This window comes from Shewanella avicenniae (assembly GCF_017354945.1).
Lineage (GTDB): Bacteria > Pseudomonadota > Gammaproteobacteria > Enterobacterales > Shewanellaceae > Shewanella > Shewanella avicenniae.
Window position 1 is genome coordinate 1,476,142 of the sequence record NZ_CP071503.1, and the last position, 22,261, is coordinate 1,498,402.

Consider the following 22,261-nt stretch of genomic DNA (forward strand, 5'->3'; position numbering starts at 1 on the left):
GCAAAACGCGGCTTCATTATATTCAAATTTGTTACTGAGTCAGTTACGGGGTTAGTTACTGCTTTTTATCCGCTTTATGTTTATCAAACCACGCCAAAATGTAGACCACTTTACGCATCAAATTAGATGGTCGAGCCGTGATATGGTGACCGGAGCCTGCAATCCGAACCATGGCGGTATCAACTTTTTGCAGTTTCAGTGCTTGGTAGAATTGCTCAGTTTCTGAAATCGGCGTGCGGTAATCTTGCTCGCCAGTCAGCAACATAGTCGGCGTGGTCACATTGCCTACTCGTGACAGCGGTGAACGCTTCCAGTAACCCATTGGGTCTTCCCACGGCATATTGCCAAACCAGTACTCGGTAAAGTAAGGGCTGAAATCAGCCGTTAATACAAAACTCGCCCAGTTGATCACCGGTTTTGCGACTACGGCCGCGCGGAAGCGGTCTGTAGTGCCAACAATCCACGCGGTTAGCACGCCGCCACCTGAGCCGCCAGTCACGAATAGGTTATCTTTGTCGATGTAGCCTTGGGCAATCGTGTCATCAACCGCTGACATCAAGTCATCATAGTCTTGGCTTGGGTAGTTATGATGGATTTTATTGGCAAATTCAGCGCCATAGCTGGTGGAACCGCGAGGGTTGAGATACACCACCACGTAGCCCGCGTTAGCATACAGTTGCATCTCAGCGGCGAAGCGGGCGCCGTAGTTGGCAAATGGGCCACCGTGAATCTCGAGTAACAATGGATATTGTTTTTTCGGGTCGAAATCAGGCGGCAGAACCCGCCATGCTTGAATGGGTAACCCATCCGCGCTGGATTTGACCCAAAACTCTTCCACTTTGCCCATGGATTTAAACGCGAACAGATCACTATTTAAATCGGTCAAGCGTTTAGGTTTTGAACCTTTGCTGACAATGGCAATGTCTGCAGGATGACTGGTGTTGCTCTGGGTATATGCCAGTGAGCCATTGGCGACCGAAAAGCTGCCGCTGGCATAAGGCCGACCAATATCTTCGCCGCCGACATCCGCGGTGATATCTGTCAGTTTGCCGGCTAGATTGGTATAGGCCAGTTTGGTATGGCCTTGGTCGTCATAGCTGAGATAAAGCCCATCACTGCCGTCATCCCATTCGATATCATTGATACTGCGATCTAACTTGGCGCTGATCAGCTTGGCGTTGGAGCCATCTTTATGCATCAGGTACAAGCCAATATTTTGGTAGCCGAGCTTTTTATCATCAAAGCCTAAATAGGCGATGTATTTCCCATCGGGAGACACTTTCGGGTTGTTGTCGGGGCCGATGCGATCGGTCAATGCTGTGGTTTTGCCCTCCAGCGTGACCCGATATAACTCGCTATTGGATGATTGATATTCCCAATCATCATGTTCATTGGCGCTGTAAACGATAGATTTGCTGTCGGCATCCCAACTGTAAGCACCGCCATGGCTGTAGGCACTGTGCGTGAGTTGATGAGGGACGCCACCTTCAGCCGACATGATAAACAGCTGGCGAATATCGCTGTTGAGATAGCCTGCACCGTCTGCACGGTAGAACATTTTATCGATGACCTTGGCATCTGCTTCCCATTCGGCGCCTTTAGGTTTTGCGGGCATCTTGGCGAAGCTGTCGGTGGCCGCGGTGACTGGCAGGGTAAATGCAATCCACTTCCCATCTGGTGAAAAACTCACGTTGGTGGGATAGCTGGTCAAATTGGTCAGGCGCGCTGTTTGGCCGTTGTCCATCCAACGTAGATACAGCTGATTACTGCCATCTTGGTCACTGACGTAGAGCAGTTGCTTGCCATCGGGAGACCAAACGGGCGACGAGGTGTTTTGTGGGCCAGAGGTGATCGGGCGATGTTGTTCGCCTTTGCTGTCAACCAGCCATAAATTGCCGTAGCTATGGTCAGTTTTGATGTCCATTGCGGTACGCACATACACCACTTGATTGCCGTTTGGCGAAATTTGCGGGTTGCTGGCGTATTCAAGATCAAACACGTCAATCGGTTGGAACGGATCTGCTAATGCTGGAACCGCAACTGCGGCGGCCAATAACCAGAGGGTTTTCATGAGGCTTTCCTTGTTCAAGCTGAGTGCGATAGTCCAATAATGGCGCCATCACTTTGTTCTTATTGATGTGGGCTTAGCATACTCAGGATGCGCAGAAAAAGGGCGTCAGAAAAGTAACAGATTTGTAAATGAATATGTGACTGAAGCAGTTGTGAGCTAGTCATAGCTGACAGGTTAGCGCAGTGCATGACGTGCGTAACCTGTCACGGCGGGTGTTAGATTGGTTGGCAGAGTTTATCGAGCTGGTTGAGCAAGTGTGACTTAGTTTCAGCAATGGTCACTTGTTCATTCAGCACATCTTTGAGGATCTGCTCTGAGGTGAGCGGGTTGGCCAACACCACTCGCAGTACGGTCACACTTTGACGTTGATACACCGCAGGTTGCAGGCGTGTACGCGATACAAACGATTTACCCTGTTCCCGTTGCGATTTCTGAATGGTTTGGGTCAGTTCATCCAACAGTTTGTTGATCTTTTCCACTCGCGGCCATTGCTGTTGCTCTACCGCTTCAGCCAAGGCTCTGCGTACTTTAAGCGGCACATAACGATAGGTCAGCAGACACAGTTCGGGTTCGCTGATCAGTTCAAAATCTGGGTGTTGCTTGATTAAACTGGCGAAATAACGTGCCTTTCCCAGCGAGTTATCGATAAGGATTTCATAACCCTCACGGCCGATAATCTGCAAACAGGCATGCACCAGCATTGCCATCCCTGGGCGCGAACCTTCGAGGGTTTGACTGCCTAAGTCTTTTGAGCCGCGGCGTAAAATGTATTCAGCGTGATGGACGATAGAGCGCGCAAGTTCGGGGTCTTTAAAAATCACCATGCCCGCGCCCATCGGTACATACATCTGTTTATGTGCATCAATAGTGACCGAATCTGCACGCTCAATGCCCGCCAGCAGATGACGGTACTTGCGAGACATCAAGCTGGCGCCACCCCAAGCGGCATCCACGTGAAAATGACACTGCAGTTCAGCGGCGAGATCGGCCAACTCATTGAGTGGATCGACATTACCTGTCTCAGTGGTGCCCGCAACGCCGATAATGGCCATCACTCGTACATTGCGCTCGGCGAGCTGTGCGGCTGCTTGGCGCATGGCCGTCACATCCACCCGATTATTGGCGTCGGTAGCAATGGGAATAATGTTCTTTCTACCAATGCCGAGCAGATCGGCGGTTTTGCCCAGTGAATAGTGACCACGCTCTGAGACTAAAATTGCCAGATCATCCCAACCATAATGGCGTAATCCAGCAAATAAGCCGTCTTGGGTGACACCGCTAAACTCACCATCAGGTTTTAACAGGCGGTTGCGGGCAATCCAAAGAGCGGAAATATTCGCCACTGTGCCGCCGGAGCAAAATGCCCCCAGTGAGTGGTCAGCACTGTGCATCCAGCGTTGATAGAAGCTCGGTTGTTCGGCAAAAATCAGATGATGCATCATGCCCAGTACTTGCCGCTCGAGCGGCGTAAAGGCTTTTGATGTTTCGATTTTGACCAAGTTTTGGTTGAGTCCGACCATCATTTTCGACAGTGGCAACACGAAATAGGGCAGTGCAGAGGTCATGTGCCCAATAAAGCTCGGTGCCGCCGTGTGCACTGAGTGAGCAATCAAGGTCTGCATCATCTCTTCGGTATAGTCAGAAACAAACTTAGGCGAATCAGGGATTTCAAAGGCGCGAAAATCTTTTTCGATCTCATGCAACGGCTTTTCTAACGCCACAATATTTTGGCTTAGAAAGCCTTCTAAGTCCTCTGATAGCGCTTGTTCTATCTTACTCAGCGTCGACTCCGGCGCTTCCGGCACCGTAAAAATACGCCACAAACTTTCTTCTGAAGCGGTTGCTTTGCGTGATTTGCTGGCAGACATGGATCGAACAGTTCTCGTTGCTAACGCCTGAGTAAGGCCTAAGAATGGGGGGACACTTTACTGCAAGCCATTTACCCATACAAGCGTGGCAATAGCAAGCGGCTTACTGAACGCTGAAAAAATAAGGGCTGGAAACGCCAGCCCTTATTGAACATTAGACGAATGTCTAAACGATATTACTGACGTTTGCCTAAACACCACACCGCGGCAATGTTACTGGCGGCGCGATATAGATTCGGCTTAGCATTTGCCAGTGCGAGCGACAGATCTGAGGCAGCCGGAATGATATCAAAGATGGCCGTCATCCCTTGTGCCAACATTTGCTCGGCACCGTCGCCTAAACAGCCGGCGATGCCAATCACTGGTACCTGTTGCTGTTTGGCCACTCGCAGCACCCCCATCGGGGTTTTACCAAACACGGTTTGACCATCGATGCGGCCTTCGCCAGTGATGACCAAGTCTGCCCCCGAGATTTTTTCTGCCAGCCCAACCGCTTGCATCACAATATCGACGCCAGGACGTAGCTTACCGTTGAGGAACGTCATCACGCCAAAGCCCATGCCACCTGCTGCGCCTGCACCGGCCGTCAGCCGTGCATCGCGATAGCCTTGGCTCAAGGCAATATCGGCAAAGTGAGCCAAAGCAGCATCCAATTGCGTCACCATGGCTGCCGTTGCGCCTTTTTGTGGGCCAAAGATGGCTGAGGCGCCACGCTCGCCACAAAGTGGATTGTCAACGTCGCAAGCAACATCAAACTGGCATTGACTAAGTGCGGGATGCGCGTTGCTGGCATCAATCTGCTGCAACTTGGCTAACGCAGCGCCCCCGACTGGGAGTGCATTGCCTTCGTCATCGAGCAAACGCAAACCCAACGCTTGGATCATACCGGCACCACCATCGTTGGTGGCACTGCCACCAAGCCCTAAGATGATCTGCCGAATACCGCGATCCAATGCATCGCAAATCAATTCACCTGTACCATAAGTAGAGCTGATCAACGGATTGCGGCTTGAGGCTGGCACGTAATGCAACCCCGACGCCGCCGCCATCTCAATCACTGCGGTGTTATCACCAAAGGGCGAATCAGCGCCTAAAATGCCGTAATGAGCATTGACGGGCGTGCCCATAGGCCCGGTCACGGATTTATGAATGATATGACCGCCTGTCGCATCCACCATTGATTGTACCGTGCCTTCGCCACCATCAGCGACCGGCACTTTGACAAATTCAGCATCAGGCAGATGCTGGGCAAATGCGGCAGCAATCTGCTCCGCCACTTCTAGCGCCGTCAAACTTTCCTTAAATGAATCCGGTGCGATTACTATTTTCATGCAAGAGTCCTGTTACAACATGAAGCCGCACGCAGCGGCTTCAAAGGCATTAAAGCAAAATCAAACTGAGGAACCAGACAAACACGATCGTTACAATCCCTTGAATCGCCGTTGCCATGGTTTGCGCACGATACGCTTGTGCAACACTCATGCGGCTAAACTGAGTGACCACCCAGAAGAAGCTGTCGTTCGCATGCGACACTGTCATTGCCCCCGCCCCGATTGCCATCACGGTGAGTACGTGACCCATTTCTGAACCTAAACCGATATCCCCCAGCATAGGTGCAACCATTGCGGAGGTGGTCACCAGCGCTACAGTAGATGAACCTTGGGCCGATTTAAGCGCGGCAGCCACGATGAACGGCATAAAAATGCCGATCCCCAATGCAGACAAGGTTGCGCCCAGATATTGGCCAATCGGGGTTGCTTTGATCACGGCACCAAAAGCACCGCCAGCACCGGTGATCAGCAAAATAGGAGCTGCGGCTAACAAGCCATCAGAAATGCGATTGCTAAACTCTTTGAGACGGTTTTCAGGCTTCAGCAGTAGCAGTGACAGCGCTAAACCCACCACCAACGCATTAAGCGGTTGACCGAGGAAATTCAACACACTGTAGAAACCATCAACCCCAAATGGTTTGGCGGGGAAGTTTGCAATCGAACCTAAGCAGATCAGCAGGATAGGTACAAAAATAGGTGCAAATGAGGCGGTTGCACTGGGCAACTTGCCATAACTTGCCTTCATTTTGTCGAACGCTTCGGCTTGCTGCACCAACTCTTCAGCGCCTTCGCCGTTTGGTTCATCCTGCATAAAGCGATTTGCCCACAGCAGACCTGCCAGTGCCGCTACCGCCGACACCAGTAAGCCCACAGCAATCACGAGCCCCAGGCTCGACTCTAAGCCAAGGTTACCTGCTGCAGCAATGGGCCCAGGGGTTGGTGGCACGAAGGTGTGAGTTGCATAAAGACCAGTCGCCAACGCCACACTCATGGCAACACTGGAAACCTTCATGCGATTGGCCATCGATTGTTTCAAACTGTTAAGAATGACAAAGCCGGAATCACAGAACACCGGAATTGACACTATGTAGCCGATAATCGACATGGTTAAGGTCGGAAAACGTTTACCAATCAATTTGATAACCGTATCCGCCATGGTGATTGCTGCGCCGCTTTTTTCGAGAATAGTACCGATGATCGTCCCCAATACGATCACTAAACCGATATATCCCAAAATGCCACCAAACCCCGTACTGATGGTTTTAGCGATATCTTTGGCGGGTAAGCCAAAGGCGAATGCACCGATAAACGATGCCAGCAACAGCGTTAAAAATGGATGTAACTTTAGTTTTGATGTGGCAATCACGATGAAGATGATTACCCCTAGTAGAATCAATACCAGGCTCATGTGTGTCCCCTAAATTTTTTGTTATTGGGTGTGTTTTATTGGCGTTTTGTTACGTTGATGTAGCAATCAATCAACGTAGCCATTATGAGCGAGGCAAATCGTGTTTAGCTTTATAAAACATAACCGAAATTAGCGCTTTTATACGCTGATTTTTGTATGTATGCACAAATGCATTAGTTGTCCAAACGACTGAGCATATCGCCAAGATACAGCTGTAGCAGGCCATCTAAGGATGCGATATCAATGCCGCTAATTTCGGCAATTTTTTCCAAGCGGTAGCGTAAGGTATTGCGGTGAATATAAAGCGCATCGGCACAGTGTTGTTGGTCGCCAAAGTGTTGCAAGTACACCCGAAGCGTTTTGACCAAAACACCACGACGATCCTGCTGTTGCAGCTTCATAAAGGGCATTGCCAGTTCTTGACCGCGCCAATCATGGCTTAGGCCTGAGAGTAATACTGACAGCGCATGTTGTTGATAAAGGTATTTGGTTTGCTCAGGCTCGGCTTGTTTGCCGAGCTTCAAGGTTTCACATGCGGTTTGATAGGAGCGCTGCAAGCCGCCTGCACCAGCAAAATAATGGCCTAAGGCGATTTTAAGTCGACCTTTGGTATCGGCGGGTAAGCGCACCAATAGCTTTTCAATTCGTTGATCTTCTAACTGTGGATCCCAACGTTTGCCATCGAGGAATGCAGGTTTAAGGATGACCAGTTGGTCCATGGCGGTCATGGCGACCAAATTATTACGCTGCGGATACTCGAGTAGCATCTGAATATCTTTCAGCGTGGTCTGTGCATTGGGGGCTCTGCTGAGTTCAATAACTGCCGCCACTCGCGGTAAGGTCAAATCAATATCCAATTGTTTTGCCCAAGCCAACATGCTGTCCGGCAGCTCGCCATCCTGTCTAAGCAATTGCACAATAAACTCTTCGCGCTGGCGTTTATGCCATTGTTCAAGCTCCATGGAATTGGCTTGCTCGACCATCATTTCCGCGGTCATTTTTAGCAGTTCGCCGTAATGGCCGAGTGCTGATGGTTCGCCCGTGATGCCGACGACTCCGATAATTTGGCCGTGGTAATGCAGCGGCAAATTGACCCCGGCTTTGACGCCTTGCAAACTCTGTAGGCTGCCACTGTCTATATTTACTGCGCGATTTTGGCTGATTGCTAACAGAGCACCTTCATGCACCGTGTTAATGCGGCTTTTATCGCCCGAGCCAAGAATAATGCCCTGACTATTCATCACATTGATATTGTGCTTAATAATCCGCATGGTGCGGTCGACAATTTGTTGTGCAATGGTGGCATCAAGAAAATACATGTTTGGCTCCGGTCATCACTTAGCTAGCTTGCAGTATTTCAGCAATACGTTGTTGTAATCGCGGTAATTGTTCGGCTTCAAATTGGGGATGCTGCGCTAACCAACGATTATTGCGTGGGCTAGGGTGCGGCAACACCATCATCTTAGGCCACAATGTCGGCCATTGTGCGGTGAGTGTTGCAATGGGGGCTTTTGCAAGCGGGTGGCCAGCAAGGTGCCATTCAATAGCGTAACGCCCTAACAGCAAGCAGAGTTGAATATTGGCCAAGCTGTCGAGTAGCGGTTTGCGCCATGTGGCAGCACACTCAGGGCGTGGCGCAGCGTCCCCACCATTAGCTTTGCCGGGATAGCAAACCCCCATTGGAATGATGGCGAATAACGATGGATTATAAAAGGTATTGTGGTCGACATTGAGCCAACGACGTAATCTATCGCCGCTGGCATCGTCAAATGGTCTACCACGCTGGTGGGTCACAGCCCCAGGGGCTTGACCTGCAATTAGGATCCGCGCTTCGCTGTTGGCTTGTAGGATGGGTTTTGCGCCCAAGGGTAAGTGTGGCTCACACAGGTGGCAATTGGCGATTTCGCTGGTGATGGCTAAACAGGCATTTGCCATGAGTTGCCTCGTATTAGCTTTGGGATAGCTGCTGCCATAACGTCAAACAGTGGTATCCAGACCAAAGTAGTGCGGCGATAAACAACACCCCCGCGCCGAATTTGACCAATGGATGCGGTGATGTTTTTTGTACGCTGGCTGTCAGTGCTGTCAGTGCTGTCAGTGCTGTCGCTGCAGCAAACAGCGCCACAGGCCACCAGAGTAGTGAAATCGCGCCATAGATTACCCCACTCAACAACAAAACGACTTGGGCGTACTTGCTAGCGGCTTTGGCAGATTGCTTAAGCCAAAATGGCAGAATTGCCAGCGCTACGCCAATCACAATGGCCCCCAGATAAAACGTCAAATAAGCCACAGACTGGTAGTCCGTCATTGCCACGATTACACCAAGCAAACTAACACATACACCAATGACCACTTGGGTATCGACGATACGTCGATGTTGATACTGGCCATTAAAATAAAACAGCGCTTGCAGTGGTAAATTGCATAGGGTAAAGCCACCTAAGACGAGGGTGATGTAGATTGCAGGCAACATGCCCACACGTTGAGCATCAATATTGTGAGTAAAGGATATGAATGCGGCTGCAATGGCAACAAAGATGGTAACGATTAACAGATTGGATTTCATGAGTATTGAGAAATAAAGCTGAGATGAAATTACCTTGGCTTAATCGCCAGCTCCATGCAAGCAGATTAGCGAGAAAATGTGGCTTGCGTTAATTCGCAGCAAAAAAATGGGCGGATCCCTCCGCCGAAGTATCACAAGGTAATGGAATAGGGTGCTTGCTCAGAATTGATTAACAAATCATCAATCTAATTATTGTGGTTAATCAAATCATATCGGTAATAGCTGAAATTGGACTATTACAAAATTAACAAAATTGCAACGTTGAAGTGAGTGTATGGGCTTAAGACAAGGAACACAAGCAAAATATAGAAACTTTTTAATTCAGAGAGATAAAGGTGATCTAGTGCATATTTTAGGCAAAACAAAACCCGCGCTAGGCGGGTTTTATCAGTAAAAACGATGCAAGTCAGCGCATTGATTACAGTTTGTAATTAACGCTTAGCATGATCAGGTGTGCCGTGTAGTCATGGTCGGTATTGCCTAGACTAACGACGTTCCAGATGCTGTTAATATCGAGATCATTGCTGGCGTCGTTATCTTCATATTTTTGCATACGATAATCGAGGCGAACCGCAACTTTCTCGGTGGCTTGGTAATTAGCATACAGATCCAGCGCTGTTTGTTTAGCGTAATAAGCGCCGTAGTCACCACTCAATGCTTGGCGCACTTGGGTGGTTGAATCAGAATCTGAGTAGGTGTAATCAACCCCTAAACGCAGTTTCTTTTCCAGCAGGTTATCGTAGTACGCACCAAAGCCCACCACATCAAAGGTATCTTCAACATGGCTGTACCAGTCTGGAGTGGCCATTGCGCTGCTGCCATTCAATTCTGACTTAATCAACTGATGGTTGTAGAACAGGTTGAAGTTCAGATCTTTGGTAGCTTGATAGTTCACGTTCGCATCAAAACTAGCATCACGAGATTCGGTTAGCCCGATGTCGGTCTTGTCGTAATCATCGTAGGCATAACGACCGCCCACATCGATAGTGACTTTATCGTTAGGGGTATGCGAGATATGCATTTCCACCATACTGCGGTTACGATTCGCCATGTAGAACTTACGCAGCAGTGCATTTGATTCTGACGAGGTGTAACGCGATGCTTGATAGTTTGAACCATCACGCTCGCCATAGCTGCCTTTTACCCACATATTCCAATGGGCAAAATTGTTCAGCGTGAAACGAGCCCACAGGGTGTTTTCATCTGTGGTTTCACGGTCTTCATAGCTGCGTTCTTCACGTTCAAAGTCATAGCCCGCGTTTAACTTGATGCCAGAAGCAATGCGGTAATCCGCATCCAATTTGGCTTTCTGAGTTGTGCTGTCAAACGGGGTGTTATAGGCGGCTTGACCTGTCACATTGCTGATGCTGATTTGAGTCCACTGTTCAACATCGGTTTTGTTGTCACGGTCGTAATAGTCATAACTCGCCACGACTTTGACGGGGCCAAAATGTTTAGCGGCTTTAATGTCTGCACCAAGAATATCCACCTGTGCATCGATCGATTCCGCCGGTAGGTTGTAGCTGTAACCTGTTGTTAATAGGTCATCATCTTGCGTCATGCGACCAACCAACACGCGGCCAGACACTGAGGCTCCGGCATTGGTGTAAACACCGCTGAGTGACACAGTGTGCGCTTGGTTATCAGGATCTTCAGCCAGATAAGCAGCCGTTTGACCTGCGGTCACACCAAATGGGTTGTCGTAACCTAGGCTATCGTTGTTATTGCTGAAACGTGAGCCGCTGTAACTCAGTGCGCTAAACCAATGATCGCCACTCAGTTTTACACCCGCTTCAAGAATGTCAGTTGTGTAATCAACATCTTGTGGCAACATTGTTGCTTGGTTGAAAATCACACCTGTGGTTTTTTTTGTGCCGGTTTTGTCTTCACGTAGATAGTTCATATAGGTGGTGAACAGGCTATCTGACGTGTATTCAGCACCAATTGAATAACGCTTGCGCTGCAATGAAAGGTCAACGGGATAGGTTGTGACACCGGTTAAATCGGCGTTGTTACCCGCGTTGATCCAATCACTGGCTAAGCTCAAATATTCACCGTCACGCTCAAACGGGGTTCGACCAGCATCGCTTCCATAGGTTGCAATTTGACGCAGGCCAGCGGTGACGTTGTATTTACCTGGTTTTCTCGCGCTAATAGAAGCACTACCACTATCCATGCCTAAATCGCGGGCATTAACCGTCAAACGATAGCCACTTTCACCAATGTGAGTGACTTCGGCACTGACTTTGCTGGCAATTTCATTTTCAGTGTCGAGCGCATTGGCTGAGTGGAGGTCATCACCATCATCGGCGTATCCAATACCAAAAGTCACACTGCCTTCGGTACCTGCTTCAACTTTACAGGCACTGCATTTCCAGTTGTTAAATTTGATGCTATCGGTCTTGGCGTTGGCCAAATTGAAACCGTCGGCAGCCATCGCCATGCTTGCATTTGCCAGCAGCGCGATAGTAATCACATTAAGTTTGAATTTCATCTCGCTGTCTCCTTAGCGCTGCAGCAGCTTGCCTGATGGATGATTAGAACCGTGAACCTGACTATGACAGTTCATACAGCTCTGGCCACCAGTAAAGGCTGAACCATTGACCATGCCACCGACACTGGTGTTACCCAAATAAGCTGCACCGGTATGGCCTTCGCCAGCGTGACATTGTTGACACAGTTGTGGCGCGCGGATTTTCAGCATGGCATCGTTTGTGGTGCCATGTGGGTTGTGGCAGTTGGCGCAATTATCTGTTACTGGCGCGTGTTCCCACAATTTTGGACCACGTTTTTCAGCGTGACAGCTGTAGCAGGTTTCATTGATGGTTGGCTTTACCAAATCAGCGTCTGCATTGGTGCCATGTGGATTATGGCAATCAGTACAGGTCATTTGGTTCCATTTCAGCGGATGTGAAGAACGTTTATTCATGTCTGCTTTTTGCTTGGTATGGCAGCTCGTACACACTTCAGTTTCAGTTTCTTTTGACAGAATTGGGTCATTTGCAGCGTGAATGGAGTGACAAGACGCACAAGCTAGATCAGCACCCGCGTGGTGGCTGCTTTCCCAGTTCATGCGCTTATCATCTTGGTGACAGCTCATACACACGGAATTTTGCTTTTCAGCAGGTAGCGTTGAATCTTTACCAAAGGTGATCATCGGCTCATTAGCGCCTTTGTGTTTACCTTGTGGGCCGTGGCAAGCTTCACATTGCAAACCCGCCATTGGGCTTTTACTGGAGGTAATTGCACCGTGAACGCCTTGGAAAATAGCCATCACTTTTTCATTACGCTTATGGCACATCAAACAGGTATCTGCACCTTTAGGTGAGTAGTTACCTTCTTCAAACTTTTTGTCGAGCGCTGCTTCTACTTCAGCAGGCTTCATTTTTTCGTCCCATTTCGCCGCGTGTGCGATTTGCGACAGGCTCAGTGACATCACTGCGGTGAGCACCACAGTGTTCAGTACAGAGCGTAATTTTTGTTTTGTTTTCATCATTGGCATCCTTGATTTGTCCAAACTGGAAAGCAGGCAGGGCATTACACCCTGCCGTTCGGGCAAATTACATATTCACTTGGGTATGATCTGCAGCAGTTGGTTTATGACAGTAGAAACAGGTTTCTGACTGTGCTGCTTGGTTAGCAGCGTTGTAGTCACCATTAACTACTGCACCATAACTTTCCAAGGTTTGTTGGCTGTGCAGTCCTTCAGACCCTAATGTGTGGCAAGAAGTACATACTGCGGTCACCGGTGTGGTATAAGCACCCGCTGAAGTCGCCAACGCACCTTTCTTGTCAAATGCATCAAGATTGAATGAACTGTGGCATTGGGTACATTCGGTGATGACGCCCACTTCGTTGTGAACAACGTGCAGTTTCATTTCAAACGCGCCACGCATTGCGCCGCCAGAGTAAGTGCCGTCTGGCGTATGACAAGCCACACAGCCATCTAAGCCAACCACGTTATTACGTGCCAATTGCTCGCTCATCACAAAACCAGCGTGATAGCCCTTGTGCAGTGAGAAGGTGTCACCGTGACATTGTTGACACGCACCGTAATTCACTGAATCGGTATGGCGGTGTGATGGTGCTGCACCTGATTTAGTGCCGAACGCAAGCGCCGCTTTCATGCTGGTGGTTGCAGAATCGGCCGCGCAGTTAACCACTTGATCTGCCGCGGAGCACATTTCTAAACCAACGAAGGTAAAGGCTGTATCAGTATCACCTGCGCCAAATGGCAACGCTGGGGTAACAAAGCTCAGAGTGTTACCGTCAATGGTGATGCCGTCTTGCAGTACGTTGTTGGAGACAAAGTCTTGCGAAAGGTGAGCCGCACCTGTACCTGGACTAGGTAAGTAACCCATTACTGGGAAGTTAGGTCCCACGTTAGTGATGGTTTCAAGACGCTTAATTTTTGGCAATTCAGCGGCCAAATCCAGCACATTTCCTTCACCGTCCAGCAGATTAATGCTGATAGTGGCAGTGTTGTCGTCATGGCCGGTCACGCTGACTTGCATACCGCGAGTATCAATCACCGCACGCTTATGGGTGATAGCTTCACTGTGAACTTCTTCCGTCCACTCTGCAGTGTGACAAGCTACGCAGCTTGAGTTGTCTTGTTGTACGGTATGGCCAACGCCAGTGGCGAAGTCGATATCGTTATGGCAGCTACCACAGGCTTGAGCCGTTGGTACTTGCGCCCAGTTGTTCCAATCAGGTGTTGCGTCACCGGCATTGGTGTGGCAACTGTTACAAGATTTCAGCGCATCACTTTCAAATGCGGGTTCGATTTCGCCAGCATCGGTGGTGTTGAAATGCACATCGTGAATCAACATGCTGAATTGCTTGCCTTCACTTACACGACCTAGTGTGTGGCAGCTAGCGCAGAAGTTTACATCGTTATAGCCACCGTGGTGTTGCGCAGTACTGACATCACCGTGACAGTTGTTACAGCTTTCTGTCGCAACAATTTTGCGTGAGTAGCTTGGAGTGTTGCCATCAGTGGTGAAGTCGACTAACGCGTTTGTGTTAGGTACTGCAGTGCCATCCGGCAGTGGCGAACTGTACAGACGCAGCATAAAGCGTTGTGCCAGTTCAGGATTGAACGTGGCGCGGGTTGCTGCAGTGTCGGTCAGTTTAGTGGCAAACGTATAGGTGTAAACCCCGTTTTTCTTATCTTCAAAGGTGCCTGGGCAGCTACCGCTTACGGTACAGGTTTCATCAACCAGATACTGCCATGCTGAAGCATCGCCGACACCTAAAGCACCTTTCGGCGCCAATTGCAGCGCGTAAAAACGAATTTGTTGCAGACCTACAATGGCTTCGTCGTCTTGGTTCGTTACCAAGAAGCGGACGCTGGCGACACCATCGGTGATGGATTCTTCATAGAAGGTGACATTCATACTGTCGATCGTCATCGCGGGGGCGCCGCCTGGGTTGCCTGCGTTGCCGTCGGCGCCATCAGTACCATCACTGCCGCCGCAACCGGCTAACGCAAGTGACAGAGCGCTGGTAGCGAACCATCTTGCATATTTTGATTTTAGTGCGTTCATCATTTTTCCCTGCAATATTGTGCACTTAGTTGATAGCGAAAAGCGAAAGTCGAACTTATTGTTAAGATGCGCTATCAACTTATGCTGGAAAACAAGCCTCTTAAAACTTGCAGTTCTCAGTCGTTATTCCTTACCGATGGCATGGCGTAACTTGAGTACTGTTTTAAAAGGCCATCCCTCATTTGCGTTGCCGTAAATTAGGGACTTTCATTTATTCCCGCTGTTAAGCTGAAGGCGCTGGAAACATCAAACTGTTCCCGGCGCCTCAACTAACGTCCATTAGTTACCGTGTACTTCAAGCAGTTGCGAAACGCTGTGACAGGTTTTGCACGTTTCTGCTGCACGTTGTTTAACATCATCAATGCTAGCGCCATCGATGATGCCACCATTGGTTTCAATGTGGCTGCGAGCTGCTTCTGTCAGGTATGGTTGGTGGCAAGATAAACAGGCACCAGCATCTGAAGAAACCCAGATATCATGGCCGTCAGTCAAATCACCAAAGCGCCATACGCGGTCAGTCGCGCGGCCCAATTGAATACCGTCGTTAGTGTGACAAGTCATACAGTCTGCTTTGACCACAGTGCCTGATTGCATACCGTAGTAGTTCAGCTCGTGACCTTCGCGATGGTGCGCTTTAAAGGCGAAGCTGGTTGGTTTGCGGCCACCTGGATAGCTACTGTCGTTGCTCAGAGTTTTATCTGGTGTATGGCAAGTACCACAGTTCACATCGTTGGTGTAGTGATGAATCACTTCGCCGTGACAGCCTTGGCATTTGGCGCCATCGATGATGTTGCGACGTTCAGCAACGCTTGCGGTCAAATCGGGTGCTGATTCACCCCACACAAACTGATATGGGCTTTGTTGGATATAAATCGCACGGGTCGTGTCGTCACAGGCTGTTAGCGCGATATCGGTAACCCCATAACCGCCATTATTGAAACAGGCTTGCAGGGTTGACCAGATTTCGAAGGTCTTACCTTGAGCATCCGCTGGCAGGGTGAAGCTAGAGCCAGTCAATGTATATGTACGAGTCGCTTCGTCATAGGTGCCAGCACTCAGCGCGATACGGCGTTGGCTGTAAGATGCATCTGCATAAGCTGGGAAGTCTTTATCGACATCCCATGCTACAACCATACGGCTTGATTGGCTGACCATGCTTTGCTCAACTGGATTGCCGTCTTTGTCCAACACTTGAACGTTGAAGCTAATGTGGCCGTCTTCGGTCGCTGCAATATTTGAAACCGCTACGCTTAATGCTTGTGCTTCAGCATAGGCTTTCAATACATCACCGTGACGCTTAACTGCGCTACCTGTGCCGCTATAAGGTGCATCAGCGTTGTGGCAAGACATACAGTCGGTGCTGCTGTGGTGTGAAGATGGCTTTTCTGAGTGACAAGCGATACAGGCAGTATTGCTTTTCTCTGCTGTAAACAAGGCCGCATCTGCTGGCGCACTGTTGCCTTCAACGTGACACACGGAACAGTCCGCTGCTGGATTCCGCGGGAAAGCAACATTGGCGTAGTCATGTACGCTGCCGCCATAGCCGACAATTTTGTAGGGTTCAGCCACTTGATTGCCGTCAGCATCATAAGTGTGGCGTTCTTCACCGCGATGAATAGCGTGGATCATGTAAGTGAAGTCGATGCTATTACCTGATTCTGGATCACCAGAAGTTGAGGTATGGCAAACCACACAGTTTTCGATATCCAGACGACGACCGCCATGCAGTTTTAAACTGTCTGGCTGGTGACAGGTGTAACAGGCGTCGATAGATACTACATCGCGTGTTTGAATACCGGCAGTTTGGCCGCTGGATGGCTGCCAGTCGTAGTGTGCGTTAACCACTAATGAACTTGTTGCACGCAGTTCAATCGACACACGTTGCGTGTCGTTGGCATCATATGCCACGGCAACGGGAGCAGTAACATTGGCAATATTTTGTTGGAAGGTGTAGCTGTATTGGCCGTTACCTTGATCAACTAAACAGGTCGCACATGCTGATGCGGCTTCAACGTTAGCTTGGAACATGGTGTGCGGGTTTAATCCTGCAACATCGGCTGGCGGGTTGCTTGGTGCGCGCTCGCTATTGATATATGACAACCATTGATAGCCATGGTCGAAGCCATTTGCTGAATCATCAGTTGCTGCATCTTCAACATGGGTCAGTTGCGCAATACCAAAGCGGATGTCATTGGCATTGGTTAGGCCTGTCACCGCAACACCGTTGGCGTTTGCGAGTGAGAATTTAACCGTTACGGTACCTTCGCTAACCGTTGCCTCAGAAACTGTGGCCTTGAGGGTGGTTGCCTGATCAAGACTAATGGTCGTTAATCCTGGTTCACCACTGATACCATCTTGACCATCCTCGCCATCGCTTCCGCAACCAGCAAGGGTGAGAGTCAGTATTCCGGCTCCCAACAACGCTTTGCTAGCGATATTGAACTTAAACCGTTTCATCATAGTTTTCCCTGCAAAATTTTGTATTCATCACTGGTAGAAGAGTGTCGATAGACATGACCAGTGTGTGGAATTTAGTTATCCAAATATTAGGCTATCCAATAGCTCACTTTTAATCAGTCAATTTAGCTACTTTATGTGATTAAGATCTGACTATTAAAAAAGAGATAAGTAACTTATTGACCTAAGCTAGCTTTTGCAAAGTTGTTTTTTGAACAGTGAGATAGTCAAATTTCACTGTGCTCAAGGGTTAAATGGGTTGGTTGACTCAAGCAAACAATGACGCGCTTTTGCTGCATAAAAGCAGCCTTTTTTGCGCTAAAATATCACGCCGATTGTTAGCCTTTCAGACCAGTCGTTAATCGAATTTTGAACCCAACACACAAACTTGAGATATTTTAGGTTTTATTTAGCAAGCGCTGTTTATTCCCGTTGATTTTTGTCCCATAATACAGAACACAATTGAAAACTATTCTCGTTTACACTGTTTCACCGTTTACTTCCTCGGCAGTTCTCAACGCGATTTTGTAGCAGGCGGGTGACAATAGAGATGGTAGGTAGCATGAAGTTAAATGAATTGAAGCCAGGCGATCGCGCCATTATCTGTGATGTTGGCCAATTAGATCTTCCCTCATCTGTTAAGCGCAAATTGCTGTCACTCGGAATCACACCCAATACTCGATTTTCGCTTATTCGCAGAGCGCCGTTAGGCAGTGGCCTAGAGCTTGATATTCGTGGCAGTAAACTGTGTGTGCGCCAAGAGTTAGCCAAAATCATCGATGTGGAGAGGACGAATGACTAAGCAGTTTCATTGCGTCACCGTAGGTAATCCTAACGCTGGTAAATCAACCTTATTTAATGCGCTGACCGGCTCAAATCAGCAAGTGGGTAACTGGGCAGGGGTTACGGTTGAAAAGAAAACCGGCCTGTTCACCATAAATGATACCGATGTTTATCTCACCGACTTACCCGGCATTTATGACATCCTGCCTGCGGGTAAAGATTGTGATTGCTCGCTTGATGAGCAAATTGCCCAGCAATATCTCGCCAACCAACACACCGACGGCATCATCAACATGGTGGATGCTACCAATATTGAACGTCACCTGTTTTTGACCGTTCAGTTGCGTGAGTTGGGCATCCCGATGGTGGTAGTGCTCAATAAAATTGATGCGGCGGCGAAACGCGGGGTACGAATCGATACAGAAGCGATGGCTGACGCGCTAGGTTGCCCTGTTATTGCGGTGACTTCTCGCGACAGTCAAGACGTTGAGAAAGTTAAAGCCTTAGTGGTGCGTTTTCTGGAAGGCAGTGTGTCAGGTGACCCATTACTGTTGGATTACGGTCCAGAGGTTGAGCGCAGTATTGAGCAACTGATCTCGAACCAACATGCGGCAAATCGTGGACGCGCATTAGCGATGCTGGCCAATGGCATTGGCTGCGTCAGCTGTGAGCGCGGCGTACATGATCAGTACGTTGATCAATGTGCCCAAGCGTTGTCAATCAAAGGCCAAGATATTGAACTTGTTGCAGCTACCACACGCTTTAACTTTGTGGAGCAAGTGTTTGCTCAAGCAGTACAGCAAGACGAATTACCAACATTCAGTGACCGACTAGACCAAGTGGTACTGCATCCGATTTTAGGGGTGCCGATTTTCCTGGGTGTCATGTACCTGATGTTTATGTTTGCCATTAACGTTGGCAGCGCCTTTATCGACTTCTTTGATATTGCTGCCGGCGCTTTGTTTGTTGACCACTTAGGTGCTTGGCTTGCAAACATCGGCTCACCCGACTGGCTAGTTACCTTAGTAGCGGGTGGTATGGGGCAAGGTATCCAAACCGTCTGTACCTTCATTCCGGTGATCATGGCGCTGTTTTTAGCCTTATCTGTGTTGGAAGGTTCAGGTTACATGGCGCGCGCCGCGTTTGTGGTCGATGGCCTGATGCGTCGTATTGGCTTGCCGGGTAAAGCCTTTGTGCCGATGATTGTGGGCTTTGGCTGTTCGGTGCCGGCGATTATGGCAACTCGAACCTTGGGCAGTCAGCGCGAACGGATTGTGACCGGCATGATGGCGCCATTTATGTCTTGTGGTGCCCGCTTACCTGTGTATGCGCTGTTCGCAGCGGCATTTTTCCCTAACTCAGGCCAAAACCTAGTATTTATGTTGTATCTGCTGGGAATTGTGGCGGCGATTGGCACCGGCTTTATGCTGCGTAAGACCATTTTGCCGGGCAATAGCAGTGCGGTTGTGATGGAATTGCCCACTTACGAATTGCCTAAATGGCGTGCCGTTGCCTCGCGTACCGGTAAACGTACTAAGAGCTTTATTCTCGGCGCCGGTAAAACCATTGTGATTGTGGTGACCTTGCTGAACTTTATTAACGCGATTGGTACTGATGGCTCATTTGGCCATGAAGATAGTCAAGAATCACTGTTGAGTGTTGGCAGTCAAAAAGTGACGCCGCTATTTGCGCCAATGGGCATTCAGCAGGAAAACTGGCCAGCAACCGTGGGGATTATTACCGGTTTGTTTGCCAAGGAAGCGGTAGTTGGCACGTTGAACAGCCTATATAGCACGCCAGCTGCAGCAGATGCAGAGTTAACGCCTTTGTCTGACAGCCTAACTGAAGCTTTACAGACGATTCCGCAAAACTTACTGGGTATTGCACCGGATGATCCTTTGTCATTGTCAGTAGGGCATGTGGAAGATTTGAACATCGCAGCTGAAGAGCAGGGCGTTAGCGAATCAACCTTTAGCGCGTTGCAACAGGGTTTCCCAAGTCAGCTGTCAGCGTTCTGTTACCTGCTGTTTATTTTGCTGTATACACCATGTGTTGCTGCCATGGGCGCGCTGGTAAACGAGTTTGGCTCGCGCTGGGCGTCATTCGCTGCAAGTTGGACATTTGCACTGGCCTACGGCTCTAGTACTGTGGTTTACCAAGCGGCGACATTTAGCCAACATCCAGTGACGTCATCCTGTTGGATCGGTGGCTTCGGCATCGCATTAGCTGTCTTTTATCAATGGCTAAAGCGTAAAGGCAAACAGTCACAAGAGATCATTCCCGGCATTAAAGTGATTACCGGTCAATAAACGTTACGTTATGCACGAAAAGCAGCCGATAGGGCTGCTTTTCTTTTCCTGAGCCGTTGACGGCTTACGCACCAATTCTTATCCTACAAGGATTAACAGCGGGCATGATGATCGTCATGCCCGTTTTATCAAGCTTGCACGGTTCGCAAAGAGGAAATACATGAGTCAGGTGGACACTGAAGTTCGTCCGAGTAACTTCATTCGCAATATCATTGATGAGGATTTGGCTAGCGGTAAGCACACCAGCGTGCACACCCGTTTTCCGCCAGAGCCAAACGGCTACCTCCATATCGGTCACGCAAAGTCAATTTGCTTGAATTTCGGTATTGCTCGTGACTACCAGGGACAGTGTAACTTACGCTTTGACGATACCAACCCTGAAAAAGAAAACATTGATTACGTCAACTCGATTAAAGAAGACGTTCAGTGGCTCGGCTTCAAATGGAGTGGTGATGTTCACTACTCGTCAGACTATTTTGACAAGCTGTACGGTTATGCCATTGAGTTGATCAACAAGGGCTTAGCCTATGTGTGTTTTCTTAACGGCGAACAAACCCGCGAATATCGTGGCACGCTAAAAGCACCGGGCAAAAACAGCCCATACCGCGACACTAGTGTTGCAGAAAACTTGGCATTGTTTGAAAAAATGCGTGCCGGTGAGTTCAAAGAAGGCGAGTGTTCACTGCGCGCTAAAATCGACATGGCGTCGCCATTCATGTGTATGCGAGACCCAGTGATCTATCGCATCAAGTTTGCCCATCACCACCAAACCGGTGACAAGTGGTGCATCTATCCGATGTACGACTTTACCCACTGTATTTCGGATGCGCTGGAAGATATTACTCACAGTATTTGTACGCTGGAATTCCAAGATAACCGCCGCCTGTATGACTGGGTGTTGGATCATCTGGATGATTTCAACAAACCCAATCGTACCCGTCAGTATGAGTTTTCACGCCTGAATCTTGAATACACACTGATGTCCAAGCGCAAGCTGAATGACTTAGTGGTGCGTAAGTTAGTGAGTGGTTGGGATGACCCACGTATGCCAACCATTGCTGGCCTGCGTCGTCGTGGTTACACCCCATCAGCAATGCGTGAATTTTGTGACCGCATTGGTGTGACCAAACAGGACAATCTTATCGAAATCGGGATGTTGGAAGCCTGTATTCGTGATGAATTGAACGATAATGCGCCACGCGCAATGGCGGTGATTAAACCGCTGAAACTGATTATCGAAAACTACCCAGAAGGTCAATTAGAGCAGTTGACTGCACCGGCACATCCAAACAAAGAAGAGCTAGGTGAACGCGTATTGCCATTTGGCCGTGAAATTTATATCGACCAAGCGGATTTCCGTGAAGAAGCCAACAAGCAATACAAGCGCTTAGTGCTCGGTAAAGAGGTGCGCTTACGTAACGCATATGTGATCAAAGCTGAGCGCTGTGATAAAGACGCTGAAGGTAATGTTACCGCGGTTTATTGCAGCTACGATCCAGAAACCTTGGGCAAAAACCCAAGTGATGGTCGTAAAGTTAAAGGGGTTATTCACTGGGTTGAACAAACTCAAGCCAAGCCGGCGGAATTCCGCTTGTACGATCGCTTGTTTATCGATGCAAACCCAGCTGCCGCTGAAACGGTAGATGAAGTCCTCAATCCAGACTCTTTGGTGGTTGAGCATGGTTTTGTTGAGCCAGGTTTGGTGAGCGCTGAGTCAAGCCAAGCCTATCAGTTTGAGCGTGAAGGTTACTTCTGTGCCGATTGCAAAGATTCAACGCCAGAAGCGCTAGTGTTTAACCGCACTGTGGCACTGCGTGATTCGTTTGCTTAAGCTACAACAGTTCAAATCAAAGGCGCCATTCGGCGCCTTTGTTGTTTCTGCGCTAAATCGACACTAGGCAGTGCAGGGCTCGATTGTT

Annotated in this window: 14 protein-coding genes; 3 read left to right on the forward strand and 11 right to left on the reverse strand. The window is 49.0% G+C overall.

The features are described 5' to 3' along the window. Nucleotides 1-55 precede the first annotated feature (55 nt). The 11 genes from JYB87_RS06540 to JYB87_RS06590 all read right to left on the reverse strand — a co-directional run bounded on the left by JYB87_RS06540 (nt 56) and on the right by JYB87_RS06590 (nt 17,253). The gene (locus JYB87_RS06540) at nt 56-2,071 is read right to left on the reverse strand and encodes a S9 family peptidase (protein ID WP_207356074.1); all 2,016 of its coding nucleotides are present in this window, start codon (nt 2,069-2,071) and stop codon (nt 56-58) included. Between the two features lie 215 nt (nt 2,072-2,286). Continuing rightward, nucleotides 2,287-3,939: a pyridoxal-dependent aspartate 1-decarboxylase PanP gene (panP, locus tag JYB87_RS06545; protein ID WP_207356075.1), complete on the reverse strand. Its 1,653-nt coding sequence runs from the start codon at nt 3,937-3,939 to the stop codon at nt 2,287-2,289. A gap of 176 nt (nt 3,940-4,115) precedes the next feature. Then, nucleotides 4,116-5,270, reverse strand: coding sequence for a glycerate kinase (locus JYB87_RS06550; RefSeq protein ID WP_207356076.1), 1,155 nt, complete (start codon nt 5,268-5,270; stop codon nt 4,116-4,118). Between the two features lie 49 nt (nt 5,271-5,319). Beyond that, entirely contained in the window at nt 5,320-6,678 is a 1,359-nt protein-coding gene (locus JYB87_RS06555; protein WP_207356077.1) for a GntP family permease, read from the reverse strand. Nucleotides 6,679-6,851: 173 nt separating this feature from the next. After that, nucleotides 6,852-7,997 (reverse strand): sugar diacid recognition domain-containing protein, encoded by a 1,146-nt coding sequence (locus JYB87_RS06560; RefSeq protein ID WP_207356078.1) that lies wholly within the window; start codon nt 7,995-7,997, stop codon nt 6,852-6,854. Between the two features lie 19 nt (nt 7,998-8,016). Beyond that, nucleotides 8,017-8,613 (reverse strand): uracil-DNA glycosylase family protein, encoded by a 597-nt coding sequence (locus JYB87_RS06565; protein WP_207356079.1) that lies wholly within the window; start codon nt 8,611-8,613, stop codon nt 8,017-8,019. A 13-nt stretch (nt 8,614-8,626) separates the two neighbouring features. Next, nucleotides 8,627-9,244 (reverse strand): hypothetical protein, encoded by a 618-nt coding sequence (locus JYB87_RS06570; protein ID WP_207356080.1) that lies wholly within the window; start codon nt 9,242-9,244, stop codon nt 8,627-8,629. Nucleotides 9,245-9,662: 418 nt separating this feature from the next. Further along, nucleotides 9,663-11,738 (reverse strand): MtrB/PioB family decaheme-associated outer membrane protein, encoded by a 2,076-nt coding sequence (locus JYB87_RS06575; protein WP_207356081.1) that lies wholly within the window; start codon nt 11,736-11,738, stop codon nt 9,663-9,665. A gap of 12 nt (nt 11,739-11,750) precedes the next feature. Next, complete coding sequence (locus JYB87_RS06580) at nt 11,751-12,737, reverse strand: DmsE family decaheme c-type cytochrome (RefSeq protein ID WP_207356082.1); 987 nt, start codon at nt 12,735-12,737, stop codon at nt 11,751-11,753. A gap of 67 nt (nt 12,738-12,804) precedes the next feature. After that, nucleotides 12,805-14,796 (reverse strand): OmcA/MtrC family decaheme c-type cytochrome, encoded by a 1,992-nt coding sequence (locus JYB87_RS06585; protein ID WP_207356083.1) that lies wholly within the window; start codon nt 14,794-14,796, stop codon nt 12,805-12,807. Between the two features lie 276 nt (nt 14,797-15,072). Further along, nucleotides 15,073-17,253 (reverse strand): OmcA/MtrC family decaheme c-type cytochrome, encoded by a 2,181-nt coding sequence (locus tag JYB87_RS06590; RefSeq protein ID WP_207356084.1) that lies wholly within the window; start codon nt 17,251-17,253, stop codon nt 15,073-15,075. 559 nt (nt 17,254-17,812) lie between these two features. Between JYB87_RS06590 and JYB87_RS06595 the strand changes: the two genes are divergently transcribed. From JYB87_RS06595 to glnS, 3 genes are all read left to right on the forward strand, one after another. Beyond that, the gene (locus tag JYB87_RS06595) at nt 17,813-18,052 is read left to right on the forward strand and encodes a FeoA family protein (protein WP_207356085.1); all 240 of its coding nucleotides are present in this window, start codon (nt 17,813-17,815) and stop codon (nt 18,050-18,052) included. Continuing rightward, the gene (gene feoB / locus JYB87_RS06600; RefSeq protein WP_207356086.1) at nt 18,045-20,342 is read left to right on the forward strand and encodes a Fe(2+) transporter permease subunit FeoB; all 2,298 of its coding nucleotides are present in this window, start codon (nt 18,045-18,047) and stop codon (nt 20,340-20,342) included. Before JYB87_RS06595 ends, feoB begins: the two co-directional genes overlap by 8 nt. A 160-nt stretch (nt 20,343-20,502) precedes the next feature. Beyond that, complete coding sequence (gene glnS, locus JYB87_RS06605; protein WP_207356087.1) at nt 20,503-22,173, forward strand: glutamine--tRNA ligase; 1,671 nt, start codon at nt 20,503-20,505, stop codon at nt 22,171-22,173. Nucleotides 22,174-22,261 lie beyond the last annotated feature (88 nt).

Coding starts and splice junctions, on each gene's coding strand:
- JYB87_RS06540 (WP_207356074.1), bottom strand. CDS start 2,071: ATGAAAACCCTCTGGTTATTGGCCGCCGCAGTTGCGGTTCCAGCATTA.
- panP (WP_207356075.1), bottom strand. CDS start 3,939: ATGTCTGCCAGCAAATCACGCAAAGCAACCGCTTCAGAAGAAAGTTTG.
- JYB87_RS06550 (WP_207356076.1), bottom strand. CDS start 5,270: ATGAAAATAGTAATCGCACCGGATTCATTTAAGGAAAGTTTGACGGCG.
- JYB87_RS06555 (WP_207356077.1), bottom strand. CDS start 6,678: ATGAGCCTGGTATTGATTCTACTAGGGGTAATCATCTTCATCGTGATT.
- JYB87_RS06560 (WP_207356078.1), bottom strand. CDS start 7,997: ATGTATTTTCTTGATGCCACCATTGCACAACAAATTGTCGACCGCACC.
- JYB87_RS06565 (WP_207356079.1), bottom strand. CDS start 8,613: ATGGCAAATGCCTGTTTAGCCATCACCAGCGAAATCGCCAATTGCCAC.
- JYB87_RS06570 (WP_207356080.1), bottom strand. CDS start 9,244: ATGAAATCCAATCTGTTAATCGTTACCATCTTTGTTGCCATTGCAGCC.
- JYB87_RS06575 (WP_207356081.1), bottom strand. CDS start 11,738: ATGAAATTCAAACTTAATGTGATTACTATCGCGCTGCTGGCAAATGCA.
- JYB87_RS06580 (WP_207356082.1), bottom strand. CDS start 12,737: ATGAAAACAAAACAAAAATTACGCTCTGTACTGAACACTGTGGTGCTC.
- JYB87_RS06585 (WP_207356083.1), bottom strand. CDS start 14,796: ATGATGAACGCACTAAAATCAAAATATGCAAGATGGTTCGCTACCAGC.
- JYB87_RS06590 (WP_207356084.1), bottom strand. CDS start 17,253: ATGATGAAACGGTTTAAGTTCAATATCGCTAGCAAAGCGTTGTTGGGA.
- JYB87_RS06595 (WP_207356085.1), top strand. CDS start 17,813: ATGAAGTTAAATGAATTGAAGCCAGGCGATCGCGCCATTATCTGTGAT.
- feoB (WP_207356086.1), top strand. CDS start 18,045: ATGACTAAGCAGTTTCATTGCGTCACCGTAGGTAATCCTAACGCTGGT.
- glnS (WP_207356087.1), top strand. CDS start 20,503: ATGAGTCAGGTGGACACTGAAGTTCGTCCGAGTAACTTCATTCGCAAT.